Annotated in this window: 16 protein-coding genes; 12 read left to right on the plus strand and 4 right to left on the minus strand. The window is 64.0% G+C overall.

All coding sequences use genetic code 11. The features are described from left to right. Window positions 1-29: 29 nt before the first annotated feature. The 9 genes from EPB08_RS10115 to EPB08_RS10155 all read left to right on the plus strand — a co-directional run bounded on the left by EPB08_RS10115 (window position 30) and on the right by EPB08_RS10155 (window position 11,074). Window positions 30-1,109: a LacI family DNA-binding transcriptional regulator gene (locus EPB08_RS10115; protein WP_229238294.1), complete on the plus strand. Its 1,080-nt coding sequence runs from the start codon at window positions 30-32 to the stop codon at window positions 1,107-1,109. Between the two features lie 348 nt (window positions 1,110-1,457). Further along, the gene (locus tag EPB08_RS10120; protein ID WP_130618956.1) at window positions 1,458-1,763 is read left to right on the plus strand and encodes a DUF2384 domain-containing protein; all 306 of its coding nucleotides are present in this window, start codon (window positions 1,458-1,460) and stop codon (window positions 1,761-1,763) included. A 72-nt stretch (window positions 1,764-1,835) separates the two neighbouring features. Further along, window positions 1,836-2,684: an EAL domain-containing protein gene (locus EPB08_RS10125; protein ID WP_130618957.1), complete on the plus strand. Its 849-nt coding sequence runs from the start codon at window positions 1,836-1,838 to the stop codon at window positions 2,682-2,684. A gap of 837 nt (window positions 2,685-3,521) precedes the next feature. After that, the gene (locus tag EPB08_RS10130) at window positions 3,522-3,944 is read left to right on the plus strand and encodes a VOC family protein (RefSeq protein ID WP_165418471.1); all 423 of its coding nucleotides are present in this window, start codon (window positions 3,522-3,524) and stop codon (window positions 3,942-3,944) included. Then, window positions 3,941-4,171, plus strand: coding sequence for a DUF3820 family protein (locus tag EPB08_RS10135; protein ID WP_130618958.1), 231 nt, complete (start codon window positions 3,941-3,943; stop codon window positions 4,169-4,171). The genes EPB08_RS10130 and EPB08_RS10135 overlap by 4 nt, the downstream gene beginning before the upstream one ends. A gap of 175 nt (window positions 4,172-4,346) precedes the next feature. After that, window positions 4,347-6,149 carry an acyclic terpene utilization AtuA family protein gene (locus tag EPB08_RS10140; protein ID WP_130618959.1) on the plus strand — a complete coding sequence of 601 codons (1,803 nt, stop codon included), beginning with the start codon at window positions 4,347-4,349 and terminating at the stop codon, window positions 6,147-6,149. 111 nt (window positions 6,150-6,260) lie between these two features. After that, window positions 6,261-7,880 (plus strand): acyl-CoA carboxylase subunit beta, encoded by a 1,620-nt coding sequence (locus EPB08_RS10145; protein ID WP_130618960.1) that lies wholly within the window; start codon window positions 6,261-6,263, stop codon window positions 7,878-7,880. A 38-nt stretch (window positions 7,881-7,918) separates the two neighbouring features. Next, window positions 7,919-9,076: an acyl-CoA dehydrogenase family protein gene (locus tag EPB08_RS10150; RefSeq protein ID WP_130618961.1), complete on the plus strand. Its 1,158-nt coding sequence runs from the start codon at window positions 7,919-7,921 to the stop codon at window positions 9,074-9,076. A 3-nt stretch (window positions 9,077-9,079) separates the two neighbouring features. Continuing rightward, window positions 9,080-11,074, plus strand: a complete 1,995-nt coding sequence (locus tag EPB08_RS10155; protein ID WP_130618962.1) for an acetyl/propionyl/methylcrotonyl-CoA carboxylase subunit alpha — start codon at window positions 9,080-9,082, stop codon at window positions 11,072-11,074. Window positions 11,075-11,115: 41 nt separating this feature from the next. Here EPB08_RS10155 and EPB08_RS10160 read toward each other — a convergent pair whose 3' ends face one another. The 4 genes from EPB08_RS10160 to EPB08_RS10175 form a co-directional block, all read right to left on the minus strand. Then, a complete protein-coding gene (locus EPB08_RS10160) occupies window positions 11,116-11,772 on the minus strand; it encodes a TetR/AcrR family transcriptional regulator (protein ID WP_130618963.1) in 657 nt (218 codons plus the stop codon). 111 nt (window positions 11,773-11,883) lie between these two features. After that, complete coding sequence (locus tag EPB08_RS10165) at window positions 11,884-12,993, minus strand: S-(hydroxymethyl)glutathione dehydrogenase/class III alcohol dehydrogenase (protein WP_130618964.1); 1,110 nt, start codon at window positions 12,991-12,993, stop codon at window positions 11,884-11,886. A 55-nt stretch (window positions 12,994-13,048) separates the two neighbouring features. After that, window positions 13,049-13,324 (minus strand): formaldehyde-responsive transcriptional repressor FrmR, encoded by a 276-nt coding sequence (frmR, locus tag EPB08_RS10170; protein ID WP_130618966.1) that lies wholly within the window; start codon window positions 13,322-13,324, stop codon window positions 13,049-13,051. Between the two features lie 177 nt (window positions 13,325-13,501). Then, complete coding sequence (locus EPB08_RS10175) at window positions 13,502-14,188, minus strand: class I SAM-dependent methyltransferase (RefSeq protein ID WP_130618967.1); 687 nt, start codon at window positions 14,186-14,188, stop codon at window positions 13,502-13,504. 457 nt (window positions 14,189-14,645) lie between these two features. Here EPB08_RS10175 and zwf point away from each other — a divergent pair, with 457 nt between their 5' ends. From zwf to tkt, 3 genes are all read left to right on the plus strand, one after another. After that, window positions 14,646-16,034 carry a glucose-6-phosphate dehydrogenase gene (zwf, locus tag EPB08_RS10180; protein WP_130618968.1) on the plus strand — a complete coding sequence of 463 codons (1,389 nt, stop codon included), beginning with the start codon at window positions 14,646-14,648 and terminating at the stop codon, window positions 16,032-16,034. Between the two features lie 60 nt (window positions 16,035-16,094). Next, window positions 16,095-17,186 carry a transaldolase gene (tal, locus tag EPB08_RS10185; RefSeq protein ID WP_130618969.1) on the plus strand — a complete coding sequence of 364 codons (1,092 nt, stop codon included), beginning with the start codon at window positions 16,095-16,097 and terminating at the stop codon, window positions 17,184-17,186. A gap of 81 nt (window positions 17,187-17,267) precedes the next feature. Further along, on the plus strand, window positions 17,268-19,316 hold the full coding sequence (tkt, locus tag EPB08_RS10190; protein ID WP_130618970.1) for a transketolase: 2,049 nt from the start codon (window positions 17,268-17,270) through the stop codon (window positions 19,314-19,316).

Consider the following 19,316-nt stretch of genomic DNA (forward strand, 5'->3'; position numbering starts at 1 on the left):
GCAAAGCAGCAATGAAGGAGGCAGGATTTGTGAGTGCGGATGGATCCAAGCGCAAACGACCGGGGGCGAAGGCCGCATCATCGGCTGCCGGGTCGCCGCCTGCGCGCGTCAGGACGGTCAAGGAAATCGCCGCCGCTGCCAACGTATCGGTGGCGACCGTGTCTCGCGCCTTGCAGCGACCGGAAATCGTCAGCGAAGCGACGCGCCTGCACATCCAGGAGGTCGTCAAGCGTTTGGGTTACACACCCAATGCGCTGGCTCGCAACCTTCGCACGGCGCGCACGCGCCTCGTCGTCGCGTTGCTACCCGACATCACCAATCCCTTCTTCTCCGAAGTGATCCGCGGCATCGAGCAGGTGGCGCACGAAAGCGGCTACTCGGTGCTGCTGGGCGAAACCCAGAGCAGCCTGGTGCGCGAGCAGGCCTATGCGGACATGGTGGCCGCCCGCCAGGCCGACGGCATCATCACCATGTCCCATCGCGTGCCGTCGATCCCGATCACGGGTCGGTTGCCCGTGGTCAATGCCTGCGAATACGTGAAGGACAGCCTGATCTCCAGCGTCTATGTCGACAACGTGGCGGCGGCAGGTGTCGCTGTGGACTATCTGGTGACATTGGGGCATCGCGACATCGCTTTCATCGCGGGACCGCCGGCGAGCCCGATCTGCATCGATCGCGAGCAGGGTTATCGGCTTGCGCTGGAGCGGGCGAACATCCCGCTCAATCCCGCGTTGACGGCCACCGGCGATTTCTCGATCGAGGCAGGTGAGCGCGCCATCGAGCTATTGCTGTCGCAAGGACAGTCGTTCAGCGCAGTGTTCTGCTCCAACGACGAAATGGCGATCGGCGCCATGCGCGCGCTGGCCGCGCGCGGATTGCGCGTGCCCGAGGATGTCTCGGTGGTCGGCTTCGACGACATCCGCTTCGCGCGCTACATGACGCCCGCGCTGACCACCGTTGCCCAGCCAAAAAATGCGCTGGGGCGCGAAGCCATGACGATGCTCATCGAGCTGCTCAACGATCCCGAGGTGCCTCCGCGCAAACGCGTGCTGTCGGCCGACCTCGTCGTGCGCGGTTCGGTAGCGCCGTATTTGCCTCGGCGCAAGTAGCACGTCAGTAGAGGCGGGCGCCTTCGCTCACTCGGTGCCCGTTGCGGTGACTCGTTCCCGCGTATCCATGTGTCCCGATTGACTGAAGAAGCTGCACTCGCCGGCCCGCTATCGGTGCCGCTCCCTTCGCTTGCGCGCATGACAGGCGAGTGTTCGGACGGCTTGCCGATTTTGCCTAGTCATTTGCCCGTTTTGCGTACGGCGGCATCCGCCATGAAGCATAGAGTTGCGCTGCAAGCCTTGGCGGCGCGCGTTGATTCGTGCGTGCCTGGTTCACGGGCGGCGCACGCAGCGGTCGCAAGTGGCTGGTGGCCAGGGAGATTGGCTCAATCGTTGGAGTGCAAAGACGTGAATGCAGGCATCGCTAGGTTCAGGGCTGTCGCAAACGAAGTCGACGATGTGAATTCGTTGCGTGAGAGGGTGCTCCTGTCCTCCTTCATGGCGCTGGAAGAGCTCTGCCCGCACATTGCTGAAATGCTGATCCAGAACCTGGGAAGCCGACGCAAGGCCGCGTTGTGGATGTGCAGGCATCAGTGGGCGCTGGCCGGGCGAAATGGCTATCAGACCCTTGCCGACGGCGAAGAGGATCGGCTGCTGGATGTGGTCTACGGATGGGAGGCCGATCTATGCAGCAAGGGCCTGGTTGCCGAGTGAGTCTTGTCGCGAGTCCATCTGACGGGTCCGCGTGGACGAGGCAATGGCGATCGAAGAAGTCCGACCCTTGCCATGAATCACCGTGATTCAGCGAGGGATATAGGCGAAGGCAGTCTGGAGGCCCATTTTCAGCCTCAATATACGGTAGCTGGCGAGTTGGCAGGAGTGGAGGCGCTGGCACGCTGGCGCACGGTCTCCGGCGAGCTGTTGCTTCCCGATGACTTTCTTCCGGCCATCCAGCGAGCCGGGTTGTCCCGCGTACTGGCGCAGCGGATGGTTGACCAGGCTGCCTACCTCGCAGTGTGTTGGCGTGCGAAAAATGGGAGCACGCTTCCCGTGGCCGTGAATGTGGATCCGGGGACCATCATCTCCTCATCGTTCCTTGCCTACCTGGAGATGGCCGTGCGACGGGACAGGATATCTCCGGATGTTCTGGTCATCGAAGTTCTCGAGGAATCGATGGATGGCCAGGCACGGGAATTGACCAGCCGCCTGCGCAGATTTCGCCGGCGCGGCTATCGGATTTCCATTGATGACTTTGGAACGGGAGGGGCGGGACTTCAGCGGTTGCTGGATGTGCCGGCCGACGAGGTCAAGATTCCCGGTTGTTTCGTCAAGGGAGTTGGCACGGACTGCAGGAAAGCAGCTGTCGTCGAAGGGATGGTGGCGATGGCGGAGCGCATGGGGATGACTGTTGTGCTCGAAGGTGTCGAACGAGCCGAAGACATGGAGTGGGCAGCACGGTTGCGCGCTCAGATTCGCATGCAGGGCTTTCTTTTGGCGCGCCCCATGCCGATGGATCAGCTGATTCGAAGCAAAGGTGCCGTCAATGGAGGTGCTCGCCTGGGAAGGGATATGTCCATTGGCTTTCAGGGACGACATGCTTCACAAGTGACCACGCCGTTCGGATCGACCATGTGATTCGACTGAATTAATTCGGTGTGCCGGATACGTGCACAGCCTCGCCGAATATGCGCAGGGCTCATCCACTTATGCGCATCGCCGCGCCGTGGGCGCGGCTAATTTGCCAGCGGGGTGTCAGCACTCATCTCGCTCCGAAGCGAACGATGTCGTCTTCCCCGAACAGATACGCACCCAAGCCGGCGAATCAGCGGAGGAAGCATGCATCTTCAGGTGGAAGGCAGGTCGATGATTCTCCGCGCAACCGAGGAGGACGTCCTTCATGCCCTGGCGTCGCTTCGACGATATGGATCGAGCTCTTACGCCGTACTGGCGGACGCTGCGGGTAGCTGCATCCAGGTGGCAGGGGGTGGACAGACCTGCGCCGTCGAGATCAAGGGAATTGCCCCTGGCTACCATCGCCGGGCCCACAAGGCAAAGCGGCACTTGTCGTATCCACATGGCACGCGACTCGCCTTTGGTGCGGGTGTGCTGGAGCTGTTCAGTGACGAGTGGTTTACGGTAGACGAGGCAGCCACGCTGTTTCTCGAATTTCACCGCGGCGAATGGCCGCCCACGTCGGCTGCAGGGTGGCGCGATGTATCGGGCGCTCGCAACAGGCCGCGTTACCAGCGATTATCGGTCGATCCCGTCAGGTCACCCGGGTACTCCTGCGCCGCAACCTCTCGCACGGGCCAGATCTTCTCGGCGCACGCCTGAGGCAAGCCTGTGTGCGGCGTCTGCAGGAAATCGCAGGCTGCGTGACACAACAGTCTGTGCGATTCATGGGCGAGAGCTTGCTTGTAAATCCGTGGTGCGATGGTATGAAGGCAATGACACTACTGCCGATGCTTGCCCATGCACGACCTGCCTCCCTTTCATCTCGCCTTTCCCGTGACATCGCTGGCGAATGCCCGGGCGTTCTATGGTGAATTGCTTGGTTGCCCGGAAGGTCGATCCAGTGACAGCTGGGTAGACTTCGACTTTTACGGGCACCAGATCGTGGCGCACCTCGCGCCGGAAGAGACGCGCCAGGTCGCAGCGCACGACGTGGATGGCGACGATGTGCCGGTGCGTCACTTCGGCGTGGTGCTGTCGATGCCGGACTGGCAGGTGCTCGCCGAACGGCTGGAGACGGCAGGGACGCGCTTCGTCGTCGCGCCGCATATCCGTTTCAAGGGCCAGCCGGGCGAGCAGGCCACCATGTTCCTGCTGGACCCCTGCGGCAACGCGCTGGAGTTCAAGGCGTTCGGGGATCGTTCGCGGCTGTTCGCCAAATGAAGCCGGAAGACCTGAAGCGGCTGGTCACGATCAGGATGCCTTACGGCAAGTACAAGGGGCACCTGATTGCCGACCTGCCTGGCGCGTACCTGGCATGGTTCGCCCGCAAGGGCTTTCCACCCGGTGACCTGGGCAACTTGCTGGCACTGGCGCTCGAGCTTGACCACAACGGCTTGAAGTCGCTGCTGGATCCCCTGCGGCAGGGTCGGGGTGCTGGGAAGGCCTGATGGGTCAGGCTGGGCTATTCGGCAGTGTCCGGCCCGGGGTTGCCTTTAAGTTACGTATAATCAATAAGTTGCCGGTTATTCTTCATCTAATATTGCGCCACCTGCGCCGGGTGGTTATTTATTCAAGCAAATGATTTAGCATTGTCGCGTTCGCCCCTCTGGACAGGCTGCTGACATGCGGAAGGACACGATTTCCATCGGTGGTGCCAGCGGCTTCTGGGGTGACAGCGTCACCGGGCCGATGCAGCTGGTTGCCTCGCGCCGCGTGGATTTCCTGGTCTTCGATTACCTGGCCGAACTGACCATGTCGCTGCTGGCCTCCGCGCGCATGAAGGATCCGGCGTTGGGCTACGCCACCGACTTCGTTGGCGTCGCGATGCGCGCGGTGCTCAAGGACGCGATGGCGCAGGGCATTCGCATCATCGCCAATGCGGGCGGCGTGAATCCGCGTGGCTGCGCGTCGGCGTTGCAGGCGCTCGCGGATGAGCTGGGCGTGCAGGTACGCATCGCGGTGGTGGAAGGCGACGATGTGATGCCGCTGCTGCCCGCGCTGCGCGAAGAAGGCGTGCGCGAACTGCACGGCGAGCGGCCATTGCCCGACAAGGTGGTCAGTGCGAATGCCTATCTGGGCGCGTTGCCGATCAAGGCAGCGCTGGATGCGGGTGCGCAGGTGGTCATTACCGGCCGCTGCGTCGACAGCGCGGTCACGCTCGGCGCGCTGATGCATGGCTTCGGATGGGCGACGGACGATTACGATCGCCTCGCGGCCGGCAGCCTCGCCGGGCACATCCTTGAATGTGGTTGCCAGGGAGCAGGTGGCCTGCATACCGACTGGGAGGCCGTGCCCGACTGGGCGCACAGCGGTTATCCCATCGTCGAGTGCCGTGCCGATGGCGGGTTCACCGTCACCAAGCCTGACGGTAGCGGCGGCCTGGTGACGCCTGCCGCCGTGGGCGAGCAGATGCTGTACGAGATCGGCGATCCGGCGAGCTATGTGTTGCCCGACGTCGTGTGTGATTTCACCCAGGTGACGATGACCCAGACTGGCGAGCATCGCGTGGAGGTGCGTGGCGCGCGCGGACGCGCGCCCACGCCTGAGTACAAGGTCAGTGCGACCTACGCCGACGGCTATCGCGCCAATGGCCAGCTCACCGTCATCGGTTTCGACGCGGACCGCAAGGCGCACCGTACCGCCGAGGCGATCCTGGAGCGTACGCGCGGCCTGTTCCGCAGGCTGGGCCTGCCGGACTACAGCGCCACGCATATAGAGACGCTGGGTTCGGCCTGGCTGTTCGGGCCGCATCAGCCGACGGCGCCGCACTTCGAGTCGGTGATGTGGCTGGCGGTGGCGCACCCGAACAAGCAGGCGCTGGAGCTGTTTGCCCGCGAGATCGCTCCGGCTGCCACATCGTGGGCCCCGGGCACGACGGGTGCGGGTGGGCGTCCCAGCGTCGTGCCTGCCATCAAGCAGTTCGCCTTCCTGCTCGACAAGGCGCGACTTCAGCCGCGTGTGATGCTGCTGGATGGCGAGACCATCGATGTGGACGTGCCAACCGGCGGTGTGTCCACCGATGCACCCTTGGCGCCTTCTGCGCACGCCGCGCGCGTCACCGTCTCGGACCTTGACCTTGCCGGCAAAGTCCCGCTCATCGCGCTTGCCTACGCACGCAGCGGTGACAAGGGCGACACGTCCAATATAGGTGTCATCGCGCGTCGGCCCGAAGACCTCCCGCTGCTGCGAGCACAACTGACTGAAGCGTCGGTCGCCGCCCATCTGGCGCATATGGTGAAGGGGCGCGTCACGCGCTACGAGCTGCCAGGTATCCATGCGCTGAACTTTGTCTGCGAGCAGGCGCTGGGTGGCGGCGGCATGGCGTCACTGCGTAACGATGCGCTGGGCAAGGGCATGGCGCAGGTGTTGCTGGCCATGCCGGTACAGGTGCCCGTCGGCCACCCATCGCTGGCGGCGCAGTCGTGACCGCTGGCCTGATGCCATCTTCATGCGTCGAAGTCGGGCGTGGCGCGCTGCATGGCGCCATGTGCCTGGGTTTCGAGGAGCCGGTGATGCCACATTGCAAGGAGGCCACTCGTGCCTGTGCTTGAATCCCGCGTCGTCCCGCAAAGCGATGCCTATCGCCAGAACCTCGCCGCGTTGAGCGGACTCGTCGAACAGTTGCGTGCACTGGAGGCCCGTGCGCGCGACAAGTCGGAACTGTCCCGTGAACGCTTCGAGCGACGCGGCCAGTTGCTGCCAAGCGATCGACTCGGCCGCCTGCTTGATGCCGGCGCACCCTTTCTCGAGCTGTCCACCCTGGCCGGTTTCTGTCTGGATCATGCCGATCCGGCGCGCTCGACGCCGGGCGGCGGCCTGATCGCCGGCATCGGCTGGGTGAGCGGCGTGCGCGCGATGATCGTGGTGGACGATGCGGGCATCGACGCCGGTGCGGTACAGCCCATGGGCATCGAGAAGTTCCAGCGCGCGCAGTGCATCGCGCTTGCGCAGAAATTGCCGTTCATCCATCTGGTCGAGTCCGCCGGCGCCAACCTGCTGGCGTATCGGGTGGAGACCTTCATCCACGGCGGCAGCGGGTTCTACTGGCTGGCACGGCTGTCAGCCGCGGGCATTCCGGTGATCAGCGTAGTGCACGGTTCCAGTACGGCGGGCGGCGCCTATATGCCCGGGCTGTCGGACTATGTGGTGATGGTGCGCGACCGTGCACGCGCCTTCCTGGCGGGCCCGCCGCTGCTCAAGGCCGCTACCGGCGAGATCGCCACCGAGGAAGAGCTGGGTGGCGCCGAGATGCACGCCAGCATCTCGGGGCAGGCCGAGTACCTCGCCGAGGACGATGCGGATGCATTGCGCATCACGCGCGAACTGCTCGCGGCACTGGACTGGAATCGCGATGCGCCGTCGAGCGAACGCACCTACGCACCGCCACGCTTTGCCGAAGAGGAATTGCTCGGCATTGCACTGCCGGATCATCGCAAGCCGCTCGACATGCGCGAAGTGATTGCGCGCATCGTCGACGGCTCGGATTTCCTCGAGTTCAAGGCGGACTACGGCCCCGCCACGATCACCGGCCACGCCGCCATCTGCGGGATGCGCCTGGGCGTCATCACCAACAACGGGCCGCTGGATCCGGCGGGGGCCACCAAGGTGGTGCACTTCATCCAGGCCTGCTGCCAGGCGGACATCCCGCTGCTCTACCTGCAGAACACCACCGGCTTCATCGTCGGCAAGGCCTCGGAGCAGGGCGGCATGATCAAGCACGGATCGAAGATGATCCAGGCCATGGCCAACGCCACCGTGCCGCGTATCACGGTGCATTGCGGCGCCTCGTTCGGTGCGGGCAACTACGGCATGTCGGGCCGTGGCTTCTTTCCGGATTTCTGCTTCAGCTGGCCCAATGCCAAAACCGCTGTGATGGGTGCCGAACAGGCGGCCGACACCATGGCCACCGTGATGGCCGCCAGCATGCAGCGCAAGACGCAGTCCGTCGATCATGCGGCCATCGAGGCGATGCGCGCCAAGGTCATCGACACGTTCGAACGGCAGTCGGATGCCTTCACGCTTTCGGGTCGCCTGCTCGACGACGGCGTGATCGACCCGCGTGACACGCGCAAAGTGCTCGCCTGTGTGCTTTCCGTCTGCGAAGAGTCGCGCCGACGCACCCTGCATCCCATCCAGTTCGGCGTCGCGCGCGCCTGACCACTACCTCCATCAGTCCAGGATCACCGGAGCCAGACATGCAGTTCAGTCACGAGCACCAGGAGCTGCAGCGCAGCCTCAAGCGCTTCATCGACAGCGAGATCAATCCGCACGTCGATGAGTGGGAGGCGGCCGAGATGTTTCCCGCCAAGGCGCTGTTCAAGCAGATGGGCGAGCTGGGTTTCCTCGGCATCGCCAAGCCGACGCAGTTCGGCGGCCTGGGCCTGGACTATTCCTATGCGATGGCGATGGCCGAGACGCTGGGCCACATCCATTGCGCCGGCATACCGATGGCGATCGGCGTGCAGACCGACATGGCCACGCCGGCGCTCGCCCGCTTTGGTTCCGATGAACTGCGCGCACAGTTCCTGGCGCCCGCCATCAGCGGCGATGCGGTGGCCTGCATCGGCGTATCGGAGCAGGGTGCCGGCTCGGACGTGGCTGCGATCAGGACGGTGGCCCGCAAGGATGGCGACGACTACGTCATCAACGGCAGCAAGATGTGGATCACCAACAGCCTCCAGGCGGACTGGATGTGCCTGCTGGCCAATACCTCGGACGACGCCTCGCACAAGAACAAGTCGCTGATCATCGTGCCGATGGACAGCAAGGGCGTGTCGGTCGGCCAGAAGATCCGCAAGATCGGCATGAATGCCTCGGATACCGGCCTGATCCACTTCGATGACGTGCGCGTGCCGCAGCGTTACCGCATCGGCGACGAGGGCAGGGGCTTCACCTACCAGATGCTGCAGTTCCAGGAGGAGCGCATGTGGGCGGCGGCGAGCAACCTGCAGATGATGACGTCGTGCATCGACGCCACCGTCGAGTACGCCCGCGAACGCAAGCTGTTTGGTGCCAGCGTGCTCGACAACCAGTGGGTGCACTTCAAGCTGGCCGAGCTCAAGACCGAGGTGGAGGCGCTGCGTGCGCTCACCTATCGCGCCTGCGAGCTGTACATCAGCGGCCAGGACGTGACGGAGCTGGCGTCCATGGCCAAGCTGAAGACGGGACGCCTGGCCCGCATCATTCCGGATACCTGCCTGCAGTTCTGGGGCGGCATGGGCTACACCTGGGACAACCCGGTATCGCGGTTCTATCGCGATGGTCGGCTCGGCTCCATCGGTGGCGGTGCGGACGAGGTGATGCTCAGCATCATCTGCAAGTACATGAACACGTTGCCGGGCCGGAAGGACTGAGCGATGAGCCAGTCGCTTGCCGGGTTTCGTTCGATCCTGATTGCCAATCGCGGCGAAATCTCGCTGCGCGTCCAGCGCACGGCCCGGCGTCTCGGCATGCGCACCATTGCCGTCTACTCGGAGGCCGATCGGGATGCGCCGCATTGCTGGGCTGCGGATATGGCCTTGCCGATCGGCGCACCGCAACCGCAGGCCTCGTATCTCAATATCGCAGCATTATTGGATGCCGCGCGGCGCTCCGGTGCCGAGGCCGTGCATCCCGGTTACGGCTTTCTCGCCGAGAGCGACGCTTTTGCCGAAGCCTGCACTGACGCCGGTCTCGTGTTCATTGGCCCGTCCGCAGCGGCCATCCGTGCCATGGGCAACAAGGCGGGCGCCAAGCATGTGATGGAAGCGGCCGGCGTGCCCTGCGTGCCCGGCTACCAGGGTGACGATCAATCCGACGCTCGCATGGCGAAGGAGGCTGAGCTCATCGGCTATCCCGTGATGATCAAGGCTGCCGCCGGTGGCGGCGGGCGTGGCATGCGACGTGTCGATCGCCCGGAGCAATTTGCCGCCGCGTTGCAATCGGCCCGTTCCGAAGCCGGGCATGCGTTCGGTTCCAGCGAGCTGATTCTCGAAAAGGCCATCGTCGAGCCGCGCCATATCGAGATCCAGGTGTTCGCCGACATGCACGGCCATGTCGTTCACCTGGGTGAGCGCGATTGTTCGGTGCAACGCCGGCACCAGAAATTGATCGAGGAATCGCCGTCGCCCGCAGTGTCGCCGGAGCTGCGGGCGCGCATGGGCGAGGTGTCGGTGAATGCGGCGCGCGCCATCGGCTACGTGGGTGCCGGCACGCTGGAGTTCCTGCTTGCCCCGGACGGCTCGTTCTATTTCATGGAGATGAACACGCGCCTGCAGGTCGAGCATGCCGTTACGGAGGCCGTGATTGGCGTCGATCTGGTCGAGTGGCAGTTGCGCGTGGCGCTGGGCGAAGTGTTGCCGCTGACCCAGGGCGACATCGATGCACGACTGGCCCAGGGCGGTCATGCCATCGAAGTGCGCCTGTGCGCGGAAGATCCTGCGCAGGACTTCCTGCCGCAGAGCGGCACGGTCATGCGCTGGCGCGCGCCGCGCGAAGTGCGCACGGACCATGCGCTGGCCGACGGTGTGGTCGTTTCGCCTTACTACGATTCGATGCTGGCCAAGATCGTCGCCCACGGCAGCGATCGTGCCGATGCCTGTCGCCGGTTGGCCCGCGCGCTGGAAGACTGCCTGCTGCTCGGCCTGCCGACCAATCGGGCATTCCTGCGGCAATGCGTGGCGCATCCGGCATTCGTGGCCGGTGATGTGTCGACGGCATTCATCGATACGCACTTCCCGGCATCGGTGCGAAGGGTGTGGACACCCGATGCCTCGTCCCGTCAGGCCGCCGCCGTATTGCTGACGTACCTGCGGGGAAATACAGGTCGCCGCTATCCCGCCGAACTGCAGGGTTGGGCCAGCAGTCGTGCGTATCCCGCGTCCTGCCGGTTCACGCTCGATGGCGCGGCCACGGAGATGCGAGTGCGCACGCTCGCTATGCAGCGATGGGAGTTGGCGGGGGAGGATGGCGTCGTCGAGGCGGAAATCGTTTCGGAGAGTGAGGGGTGTTTGACCCTGATGTTGGGCGGCGGGCTGCATTTACTGGAATACGCACTCACCGGTTGCGCAGGCCAGTTCACGCTCGACGGCATCGAGCACGGCGTCTCCGACACCACCTACGCCAAGCCTGAGCGCCAGGGCGCGCAAGTCGGGAATGGCCGTATCAGCGCACCAATGAACGGTCGCGTGGTGGCGGTACACGTTACCGAAGGCGAGGCGGTCGCCGCCGGGCAGGCCTTGCTCGTGGTAGAGGCCATGAAAATGGAGCACAGCATTGCGGCGCCATTCGCGGGCGCGGTGAAAGGCCTGTTTACCCAGGTCGGCGCCCAGGTGGCGCCCGGTGGGCTGCTGATGGAGATCGCGGCGGCCTGATCGGCGAAATCCGATGCGGGGCGATCAGTGGCCTCGCCTCGTTACGGCGACGTGCGCAGGATGAAGCGCACCGCCTGTTCGGCCAATGCATCGATGCTGATGCCGGCGCCGGCCTGGTACCACTGTGCCGTCCAGTTGAGTGCGCCGAACATCAGCAGGCGATCCACCGGCGTCGGTTGCGCCCAGTCGCCTGACGCATGCAGCCGTTCGATGATCCGCGTCCAGATGGCTTCGTAGCGATCCTTGAGCGCAATGATCCGTCCTTGCGCTGCCGCATCCAGCGAGCGCCATTCGTACAGCATCACCGGGATGAAATCCTGCTCGGGCGCGAGCAGGGTGTACAGATGTGCCCGCACGAGCTGCAGCAGCGCCTCGCGCGGAGGCAGGTGGTCGACATCGATGGCCTCGATGTCGGCGAGCGCCACCGTGAGGCCGTGCTCGATCACGGCCTGCAGGATGTCCTGCTTGGTCTTGAAGTAGTAGAACCAGCTGCCCGCATGCACGCCTGCGGCCGCGGCGATGTCGCGCACCGTGGTGTCGCCGTAGCCTTTCTCGCGGAACAGTCGTGCCGATTGCTCGATCAGCTCCCGGCGCAAGCCTTCGTTGGCATCCTGCGCTGGACGGCCGCGCTTGCGGCGCGGAGCGGCTTCGATATCCGGCGCGGGCTTCGGCGAGCTGGGAGCGGCGTGTTTTGGCATGCCCTGATCAATGCGGGAGGCTTGAACGCATTGTAGCCTCGGTTGCAGCGCAATCACGGCGCCACTCGCGCCGACGCAGCGCCACTTCGGGCGCTGCGTCGGGTTGGTCGATCAGAAGTGAACGACGGTGCGGATGGACTTGCCTTCATGCATCAGGTCGAAGGCTTCATTGATGTCGGTGAGCGGCTTGGTGTGCGTCACGAACGGTGCGAGCTGGATCTTGCCGGCCATCGAGTCCTCGACCATGCCGGGCAACTGCGAGCGGCCCTTCACGCCGCCGAACGCCGTACCCAGCCAGCGACGGCCGGTCACCAGCTGGAAGGGGCGGGTGGAGATCTCCTGACCCGCGCCAGCCACGCCGATGATGACCGACTGGCCCCAGCCACGGTGCGCGCATTCGAGCGCGGCGCGCATCACGTTGACGTTGCCGATGCATTCGAAGCTGTGGTCCACGCCCCAGCCGGTCATTTCCACGATGACCTGCTGCACCGGCTTGTCGTAATCCTTGGGGTTCACGAAGTCGGTCGCGCCGAACTCGCGCGCCAGCTCGAACTTGCCGGGGTTGGTGTCGATCGCGATGATGCGTCCGGCCTTGGCAAGCTTCGCGCCCTGGATGACGGCCAGGCCGATGCCGCCGAGACCGAACACGGCCACGCTGTCGCCTTCCTGCACCTTGGCGGTGTTCTTCACGGCGCCAAGGCCCGTGGTGACGCCGCAGCCCAGCAGGCACACATGCTCGGGGTTGGCGTCCGGGTTGATCTTGGCCAGCGATACTTCGGCCACCACGGTGTATTCGCTGAACGTGGAGCAGCCCATGTAGTGATAGATGGGCTGGCCGTTGTAGCTGAAACGCGTGGTGCCATCCGGCATCAGGCCCTTGCCCTGCGTGGCGCGTACGGACACGCACAGGTTGGTCTTGCCGCTCTTGCAGAACAGGCATTCGCCGCACTCGGCGGTATACAGCGGAATGACGTGGTCGCCCGGCTTCACGCTGGTGACGCCTTCGCCCACTTCCACCACGATGCCGGCGCCTTCATGGCCGAGCACGGCGGGGAAGATGCCTTCCGGATCATCGCCCGACAGCGTGAATGCGTCGGTATGGCAGACGCCGGTGTGAGTGATCTTCACCAGCACTTCGCCCTTGCGAGGCGGCTCCACGTCGATGGTGACGATTTGCAGGGGCTTGCCCGCTTCGAAGGCAACAGCAGCGCGTGATTTCATGGCGATGATCCTGGGACGGTGAACGCTGATGGCCACGGGCGTGGCCATAGGGGGATTAACGGAGATAAGAGCGCACGAGAGAGACCACCTCTTCGATGGACTGGTCGGGATTGCCTTTGGCTTGTGCCATATGGGCAAATTCCTCTCTGAGATGACTTTCGAGCACGCCGGCCATCAGGCCGTTGATTGCTCCGCGGACGGCGGCGATCTGCTGGAGAATCGGGCCGCAATCCGCGCCACTCTCCAGCGCAGTTTCAAGCGCATCCAGCTGGCCGCGTACGCGCCGGACGCGCGTCAGGACACGCTTTTTCTCTTCAGCGGTATGCGGCATGGGGATGCCCTCATCAATACTGGCAGGGAGTATCCTATATACCCCCTCCCAGTATTACAACTTGCTACGTGTCGGCAGCCGGATAGCGTTGGTCAGCTGTGCAGGCTCAGCGAAGCCGTGGTGTTTCACCGTTTGTCGTCACGAGGCTCGCTGGCGAGCCCGGATGATGAAGGGCGCTCAGGCGACGCTGCCCCTGCCATAGATATAGAAATCGGCGAGCGAGCCGGTGTCGTTGTCACCGGAATACGGATAGCGATTGGGAATATGCCGGAGCAGTCGCCAGCCTGTTGCGTTGGCGCGCACCCAGCGACTGAACTGATGGTGGCGCACATGCGGGATCTGCGGGTTGGCCTCGTCCTTGTCGGACGAATAGATGATCACGTAATCCTTCGCTGCATCGAACAGGCTGCGCATGTACGTCTCGTACACCGCCTCCTCGGTCAGGTGGTAGATCACGTCGAGCGACAGCGCGAGCTGGGCTGTCTGCCCGGCGTAATCGTGCACCAGCATGAATGACTTGCTGGCATCGCCGGCGAAACGCCGGCTGCATCCTTCAATCGCATGCGGACTGACATCGACGCCGAGATAGGACGGATACCTTGCCAGCGTCAGCTGGTTGCCATCGCCGCAGCCGAACTCGATCACATCGCGAATATGGTGGGTGACCACGAAGTTGTTGAGTACTTCTGCCTTGAATTCAGCCAGGCGGTTGTACGAGCCGGCACCGGAGTTGCCGCCTTCGCGATAGCGCTCGATCCAGTATTCCTCGGAAGTGTGGAAGGGTTTGGCCGGGTGCAGCAGTCGCTGGTACACGCTGCGGGCGACGGGTCCGATGACGGGGATCCGCTTGATGAGGTCTTTCATGTAAGCGCTCCTATAACGTGAAGATCCGTTATGTCGCCTAGGTAGTTACCCCTGAGCCCACGCTTTGGCGCCGATGCTGCTCCTTGCTCTCGACCCGTGGGATTGCCCGGAAGGTCGCGTCGATCATCGGATGTCGTCGATCCTATCAGGGCAGGCAGCGGTTAAATGAATGATGCCGTTACGCGGATCGCTGCCTTGGATGGAGGTGATTTCACCTGTTCATGTTGCCGCCAACAGTCCGGCGATGCTGCGCAGCGCCGTCGCGTTGCGCCGAAGATGCGCGGCATCGGGCCGTCCATCAAGGCAAACCAGGCATGGCGGGCATGGGTTTTTCCATTGGCATCACATGACAGCCATGTGCCCCATGCCCGGCGTTAACGCTTCGTACGTCAGGGTTGAAGCTCGCCCGAGGCGCCGAGAGCCGGGGTAACCAATGATCTGGAGTCAATCACCTGCCATGAGTGTCACGCCGTCGGATGCGCTGGTCTTCTTTGGTGCCACGGGAGACCTCGCCTACAAGATGATTTTTCCGGCGCTGCAGGCGCTGATCAAGGCAGGCGAGCTACGCATGCCGGTCATTGGCGTCGCTCATGGCGGGATGACGCTGGATCAACTGCGCGAGCGTGCGCGCAGCAGCCTCAAGGAGCACGGCGGCATCCACGCGGATGCGTTCGAGCAACTGGCCAGCCAACTGCAATATGTCGACGGCGATTATGACGATCCGGATACCTATGCGCGACTGAAGAAGGCGATGGGTGGGGCCAGGTGTCCCCTTCATTACATGGCGATACCGCCTTCGATGTTCGCTACGGTGGTGAAGGGCCTCGCGGCCTCGGGCTGCGCCAAGGGAGCCAGGATCATCGTGGAGAAGCCGTTCGGTCGCGACCTCGCTTCGGCGCAGGAGTTGAACCAGACGCTCCACGATGTCTTCGATGAATCGGCGGTCTTTCGCATCGATCACTACCTCGGCAAGGAGGCGGTGCAGAACCTGCTGTATTTCCGTTTCGCCAATACCTTCCTCGAGCCGGTGTGGAATCGAACGTACGTCGACAATGTCCAGATCACCATGGCGGAAGACTTCGGCATCCAGGGGCGCGGCAGCTTCTACGACCAGGTGGGCGCTCTGCGCGACGTCGTGCAGAATCACCTGCTGCAGGTGACGGCCTTGCTTGCCATGGAGGCACCCTCCGGGCATGGCCTGGCGGCGATGCGAGCCGAGAAGCTTCGATTGTTCCAGGCCATGCGCCCGTTGAAGCCGAGCGAGGTGATTCGCGGCCAATTTCGCGGATATCACGATGAAAAGGGTGTGGCGCCACATTCCCAGGTGGAGACTTACGCGGCGCTGCACCTGCACATCGATACGTGGCGCTGGGCAGGCGTGCCGTTCTACATCCGCACCGGCAAATGCATGCCGGTGACCAGCTGCGAGGTGGTAGCCACGTTGAAGCGGCCGCCGTTGGCCGTGTTCGATGCGGTCAACCGGAATCATTCGAACTGTCTGCGGTTTCGGCTCAGTCCGGAGGTCACCATCGCGCTGGGTGCACGCGTGAAGCGGGCAGGCGAACAGATGCGCGGCGAAGCCGTGGAGCTGGTGGCGAGACATCAATCGCCCGAAGAGGAGTTGCCTTATCAGCGTCTGCTGGGCGAAGCGATACGCGGCGATCCCTCGCTGTTCACCAGCGACGCCTGCGTGGAAGCCGCGTGGGCGGTCGTCGACCCCGTGCTCGACAACGCGGAGCGCGTGCATGCCTACGCGCCTGGCAGCTGGGGCCCGGAGGCCGCCAGTGCCATGACGGCCAATCACGGAGGGTGGCATGACCCGAAAGCGGAGGGTGAGCAGGCGTGATCGCCATGCCGCCACCCGTGTCGTCATTCATTTGTGTCTGATAGCTGCGTCGAACTCACCATGAAACCTACCCAACAATTGCATCAACTCGGTCAGAGTCTCTGGTTGGATAACATCACCCGGGACCTGCTCAACAGTGGCGCGCTGCGTCGGTACATCGACGAACTCTCGGTGACCGGCCTCACCTCGAATCCCACCATATTCGACGCGGCCATCGGCGGAGGCCACTCGTATGACGCGGGCATCCGCGAAAGGGCGGGCGACGGCGCCAGTGGCGAGGGTCTGTTCATCGAGCTGGCACTGGACGATCTCCGCCGTGCCGCCGACATGTTTCATCCCGTCTTTGAGGCCAGCCAGCATCAGGATGGCTGGGTGTCGATGGAGGTGTCGCCTTTGCTGGCCTCCGATACCAAGGGCAGCATCCGTGCTGCGAAGCTGATCCACCAGCAAGCCGGGCGGCCAAACCTCTTCGTCAAGATTCCTGGCACGCCGGAAGGCATTCCCGCCATCGAGGAATCCATCTTCGCGGGCGTGCCGATCAATGTGACCCTGCTGTTCTCGCGTGAGCAGTATGTGGCGGCGTCCCGGGCTTATATGCGCGGTATCGAGCGCCGGCTGGAGGTGGGTCTGGATCCGCACGTCTGCTCTGTCGCGTCGCTCTTCGTCAGTCGCTGGGATGTGGCCGTGAAGGACGCGGTGCCCGCACCGCTTCGCAACAAGCTAGGCCTGGCCGTCAGTGGACAGGTCTATCGCGCCTATCGGGACATGCTCGCGTCGGGCCGTTGGCATGCGCTTGCCGATAAGGGCGCGATGCCGCAACGCTTGCTGTGGGCGAGCACCGGCACCAAGGATCCCGAGGCATCGGACACGCTGTACATCGAGGCCCTGGCCGCACCGGACACGATCAACACGATGCCCGAAAAAACCTTGCTCGCGTTTGCCAAGCATGGCGAGGTCAAGGGTGTGATGCCGGAGAAGGGCGGCGATGCGGAAGCCACGCTGGCGCGCTTCGCCGAGGCCGGGGTGAATGTCGACAAGCTTGCGATCAGGCTGCAGAAGGAAGGTGCAGCCGCTTTCGTCAAATCGTGGAATGAGCTGCTTGGCCGCATCGATGAAAAAAGCACGCGCCTGGTGGGCGCGAAGGCATCGTGACGGCGCGTCATGTCGCATGCGGTCCGCGATCACGCATCGAGCGTTACCACAACGAGTCTGGCAAACCATTGGATAACCCGCATGGCACATGACCTCGACCAGAAATGCATCAACACCCTTCGATTCCTGTCCGTCGACATGGTGCAGAGAGCGGACAGCGGGCATCCCGGCCTGCCGCTCGATGCGGCGCCCATGGCTTACATGTTGTGGACGCGCTGGCTGAAGTTTCACCCCGCTAACCCGCAATGGTTCGACCGTGACCGCTTCGTACTTTCGGCGGGTCACGGCTCCGCGCTGCTCTACAGCCTGCTCTACCTGACCGGGTACGCGCTGACGCTGGACGACATCAAGTCGTTTCGGCAGTGGGGCAGCAAAACGCCTGGCCACCCCGAGCGTGGCCACACGCCTGGCGTGGAAACCACCACGGGCCCGCTGGGCCAGGGCATGGCCAACGCGGTGGGCATGGCCATTGCCGAGGCGCAACTGGCTGCCCGTTACAACCGTTCCAACCATGCGGTCGTGGACCATTACACGTATGCGCTGGTCAGCGACGGCGACCTGATGGAGGGCGTGGCCTCCGAGGCCGCTTCGTTGGCCGGTCACCTGGGGCTGGGCAAGCTGATCTGCCTGTACGACGACAACGCGGTCACCTTGTCCGCAGGCACGGACATGACGTTTTCCGAAGACTGCAGGCGTCGGTTCGATGCCTATGGCTGGCACACCGTGTATGTGGGTGATGGCAACGATCTGGCCGCGATCGATGCGGCACTGGAGGCGGCTCGCGCCAAGAGCACGCGCCCGACGCTGATCCTCGTGCGTACCCACCTGGGTTATGGCTCGCCCGAGCAGGACAGCTTCAAGGCGCACGGCTCGCCGCTGGGCGAAGATGGCGTGCGACAGACGAAGATGAAGCTGGACTGGCCGACCCAGCCTGACTTCCTCGTGCCCGACGATGTGTTGGCGCACTTTCGCCAGGCGCTGCAGCGTGGCGAAGAGCTGGAGGCGGCGTGGGAGCTTCGCATGAGCGCCTATGCCAAGACGTTCCCCGAGCTTCATGCCGAACTGCGGCGTGCCATAGACGGGGAGCTTGTCGAAGGGTGGGATGCGGATATCCCGGTGTTCCCGGCGGATGCCAAGGGCATGGCCACGCGCGAAGCATCCAGCAAAATCATGAACGCCTTCGCCGCCAGGGTGCCGGCATTTACCGGTGGCTCGGCTGATCTTGATCCGTCCACCAAGACGGCACTGAAGGGGCTGGGCGACTTCAATCCCGTGGCGAAGAAAGCGGAGGACCTGCAAGGCTCCGATACCGCAGGCTGGGGCTACTGGGGGCGCAACCTGCATTTCGGCGTGCGCGAACATGCGATGGGCGCGATCGCCAATGGATTGGCCGCACACGGCGGCATGATTCCATTCGGCGCGACCTTCCTGATCTTCTCCGACTACATGCGCCCGCCCGTGCGCCTTGCCGCGCTCATGGGCCTGCATGTCATTCATGTGTTTACCCACGACAGCATCGCGCTCGGTGAGGACGGTCCGACCCATCAGCCCATCGAGCAGTTGGCGAACCTGCGTGCGATTCCGCACCTCGTGATGATCCGTCCCGCTGACGCGAATGAAACCGCCGTCGCATGGCGGGTCGCCATGGAAATGCGGGATCGACCGGTGGTGCTGGTACTGACGCGCCAGAACGTGCCGACGCTGGATCGCGAGCAACGTGCTTCGGCGGATGGATTGCGGCGCGGCGCCTACGTGTTGAGCGATCCTCCGAAAGGCGGTCCGCAACTGATCCTGATCGCCAGCGGCTCCGAGGTCAGCCTGATTGCCGAGGCTGCAGAGCGATTGCAGGAAGAGGGCGTCGCGGTCCGCTGTGTTTCGATGCCGAGCTGGGAGCTGTTCGAGGCGCTGCCGCAGGAGGAACGTGATGCGGTACTGCCACCTTCCGTAGGCGCTCGCCTGGCGGTGGAGCTGGGCGTCAGCCAGGGCTGGGATCGTTACGTGGGGCCCCATGGCGACATGCTTGGCATCGAGCGGTTCGGGGCCTCCGCGCCCGCCGATGTCCTGCTGAAGGCCTACGGCTTCACCGTGGATGCGATCTGCGGGCGCGCCAGGGCACTGCTTGCCCGATAG

The organism is Dyella amyloliquefaciens (assembly GCF_004296575.1).
Taxonomy (GTDB): domain Bacteria; phylum Pseudomonadota; class Gammaproteobacteria; order Xanthomonadales; family Rhodanobacteraceae; genus Dyella; species Dyella amyloliquefaciens.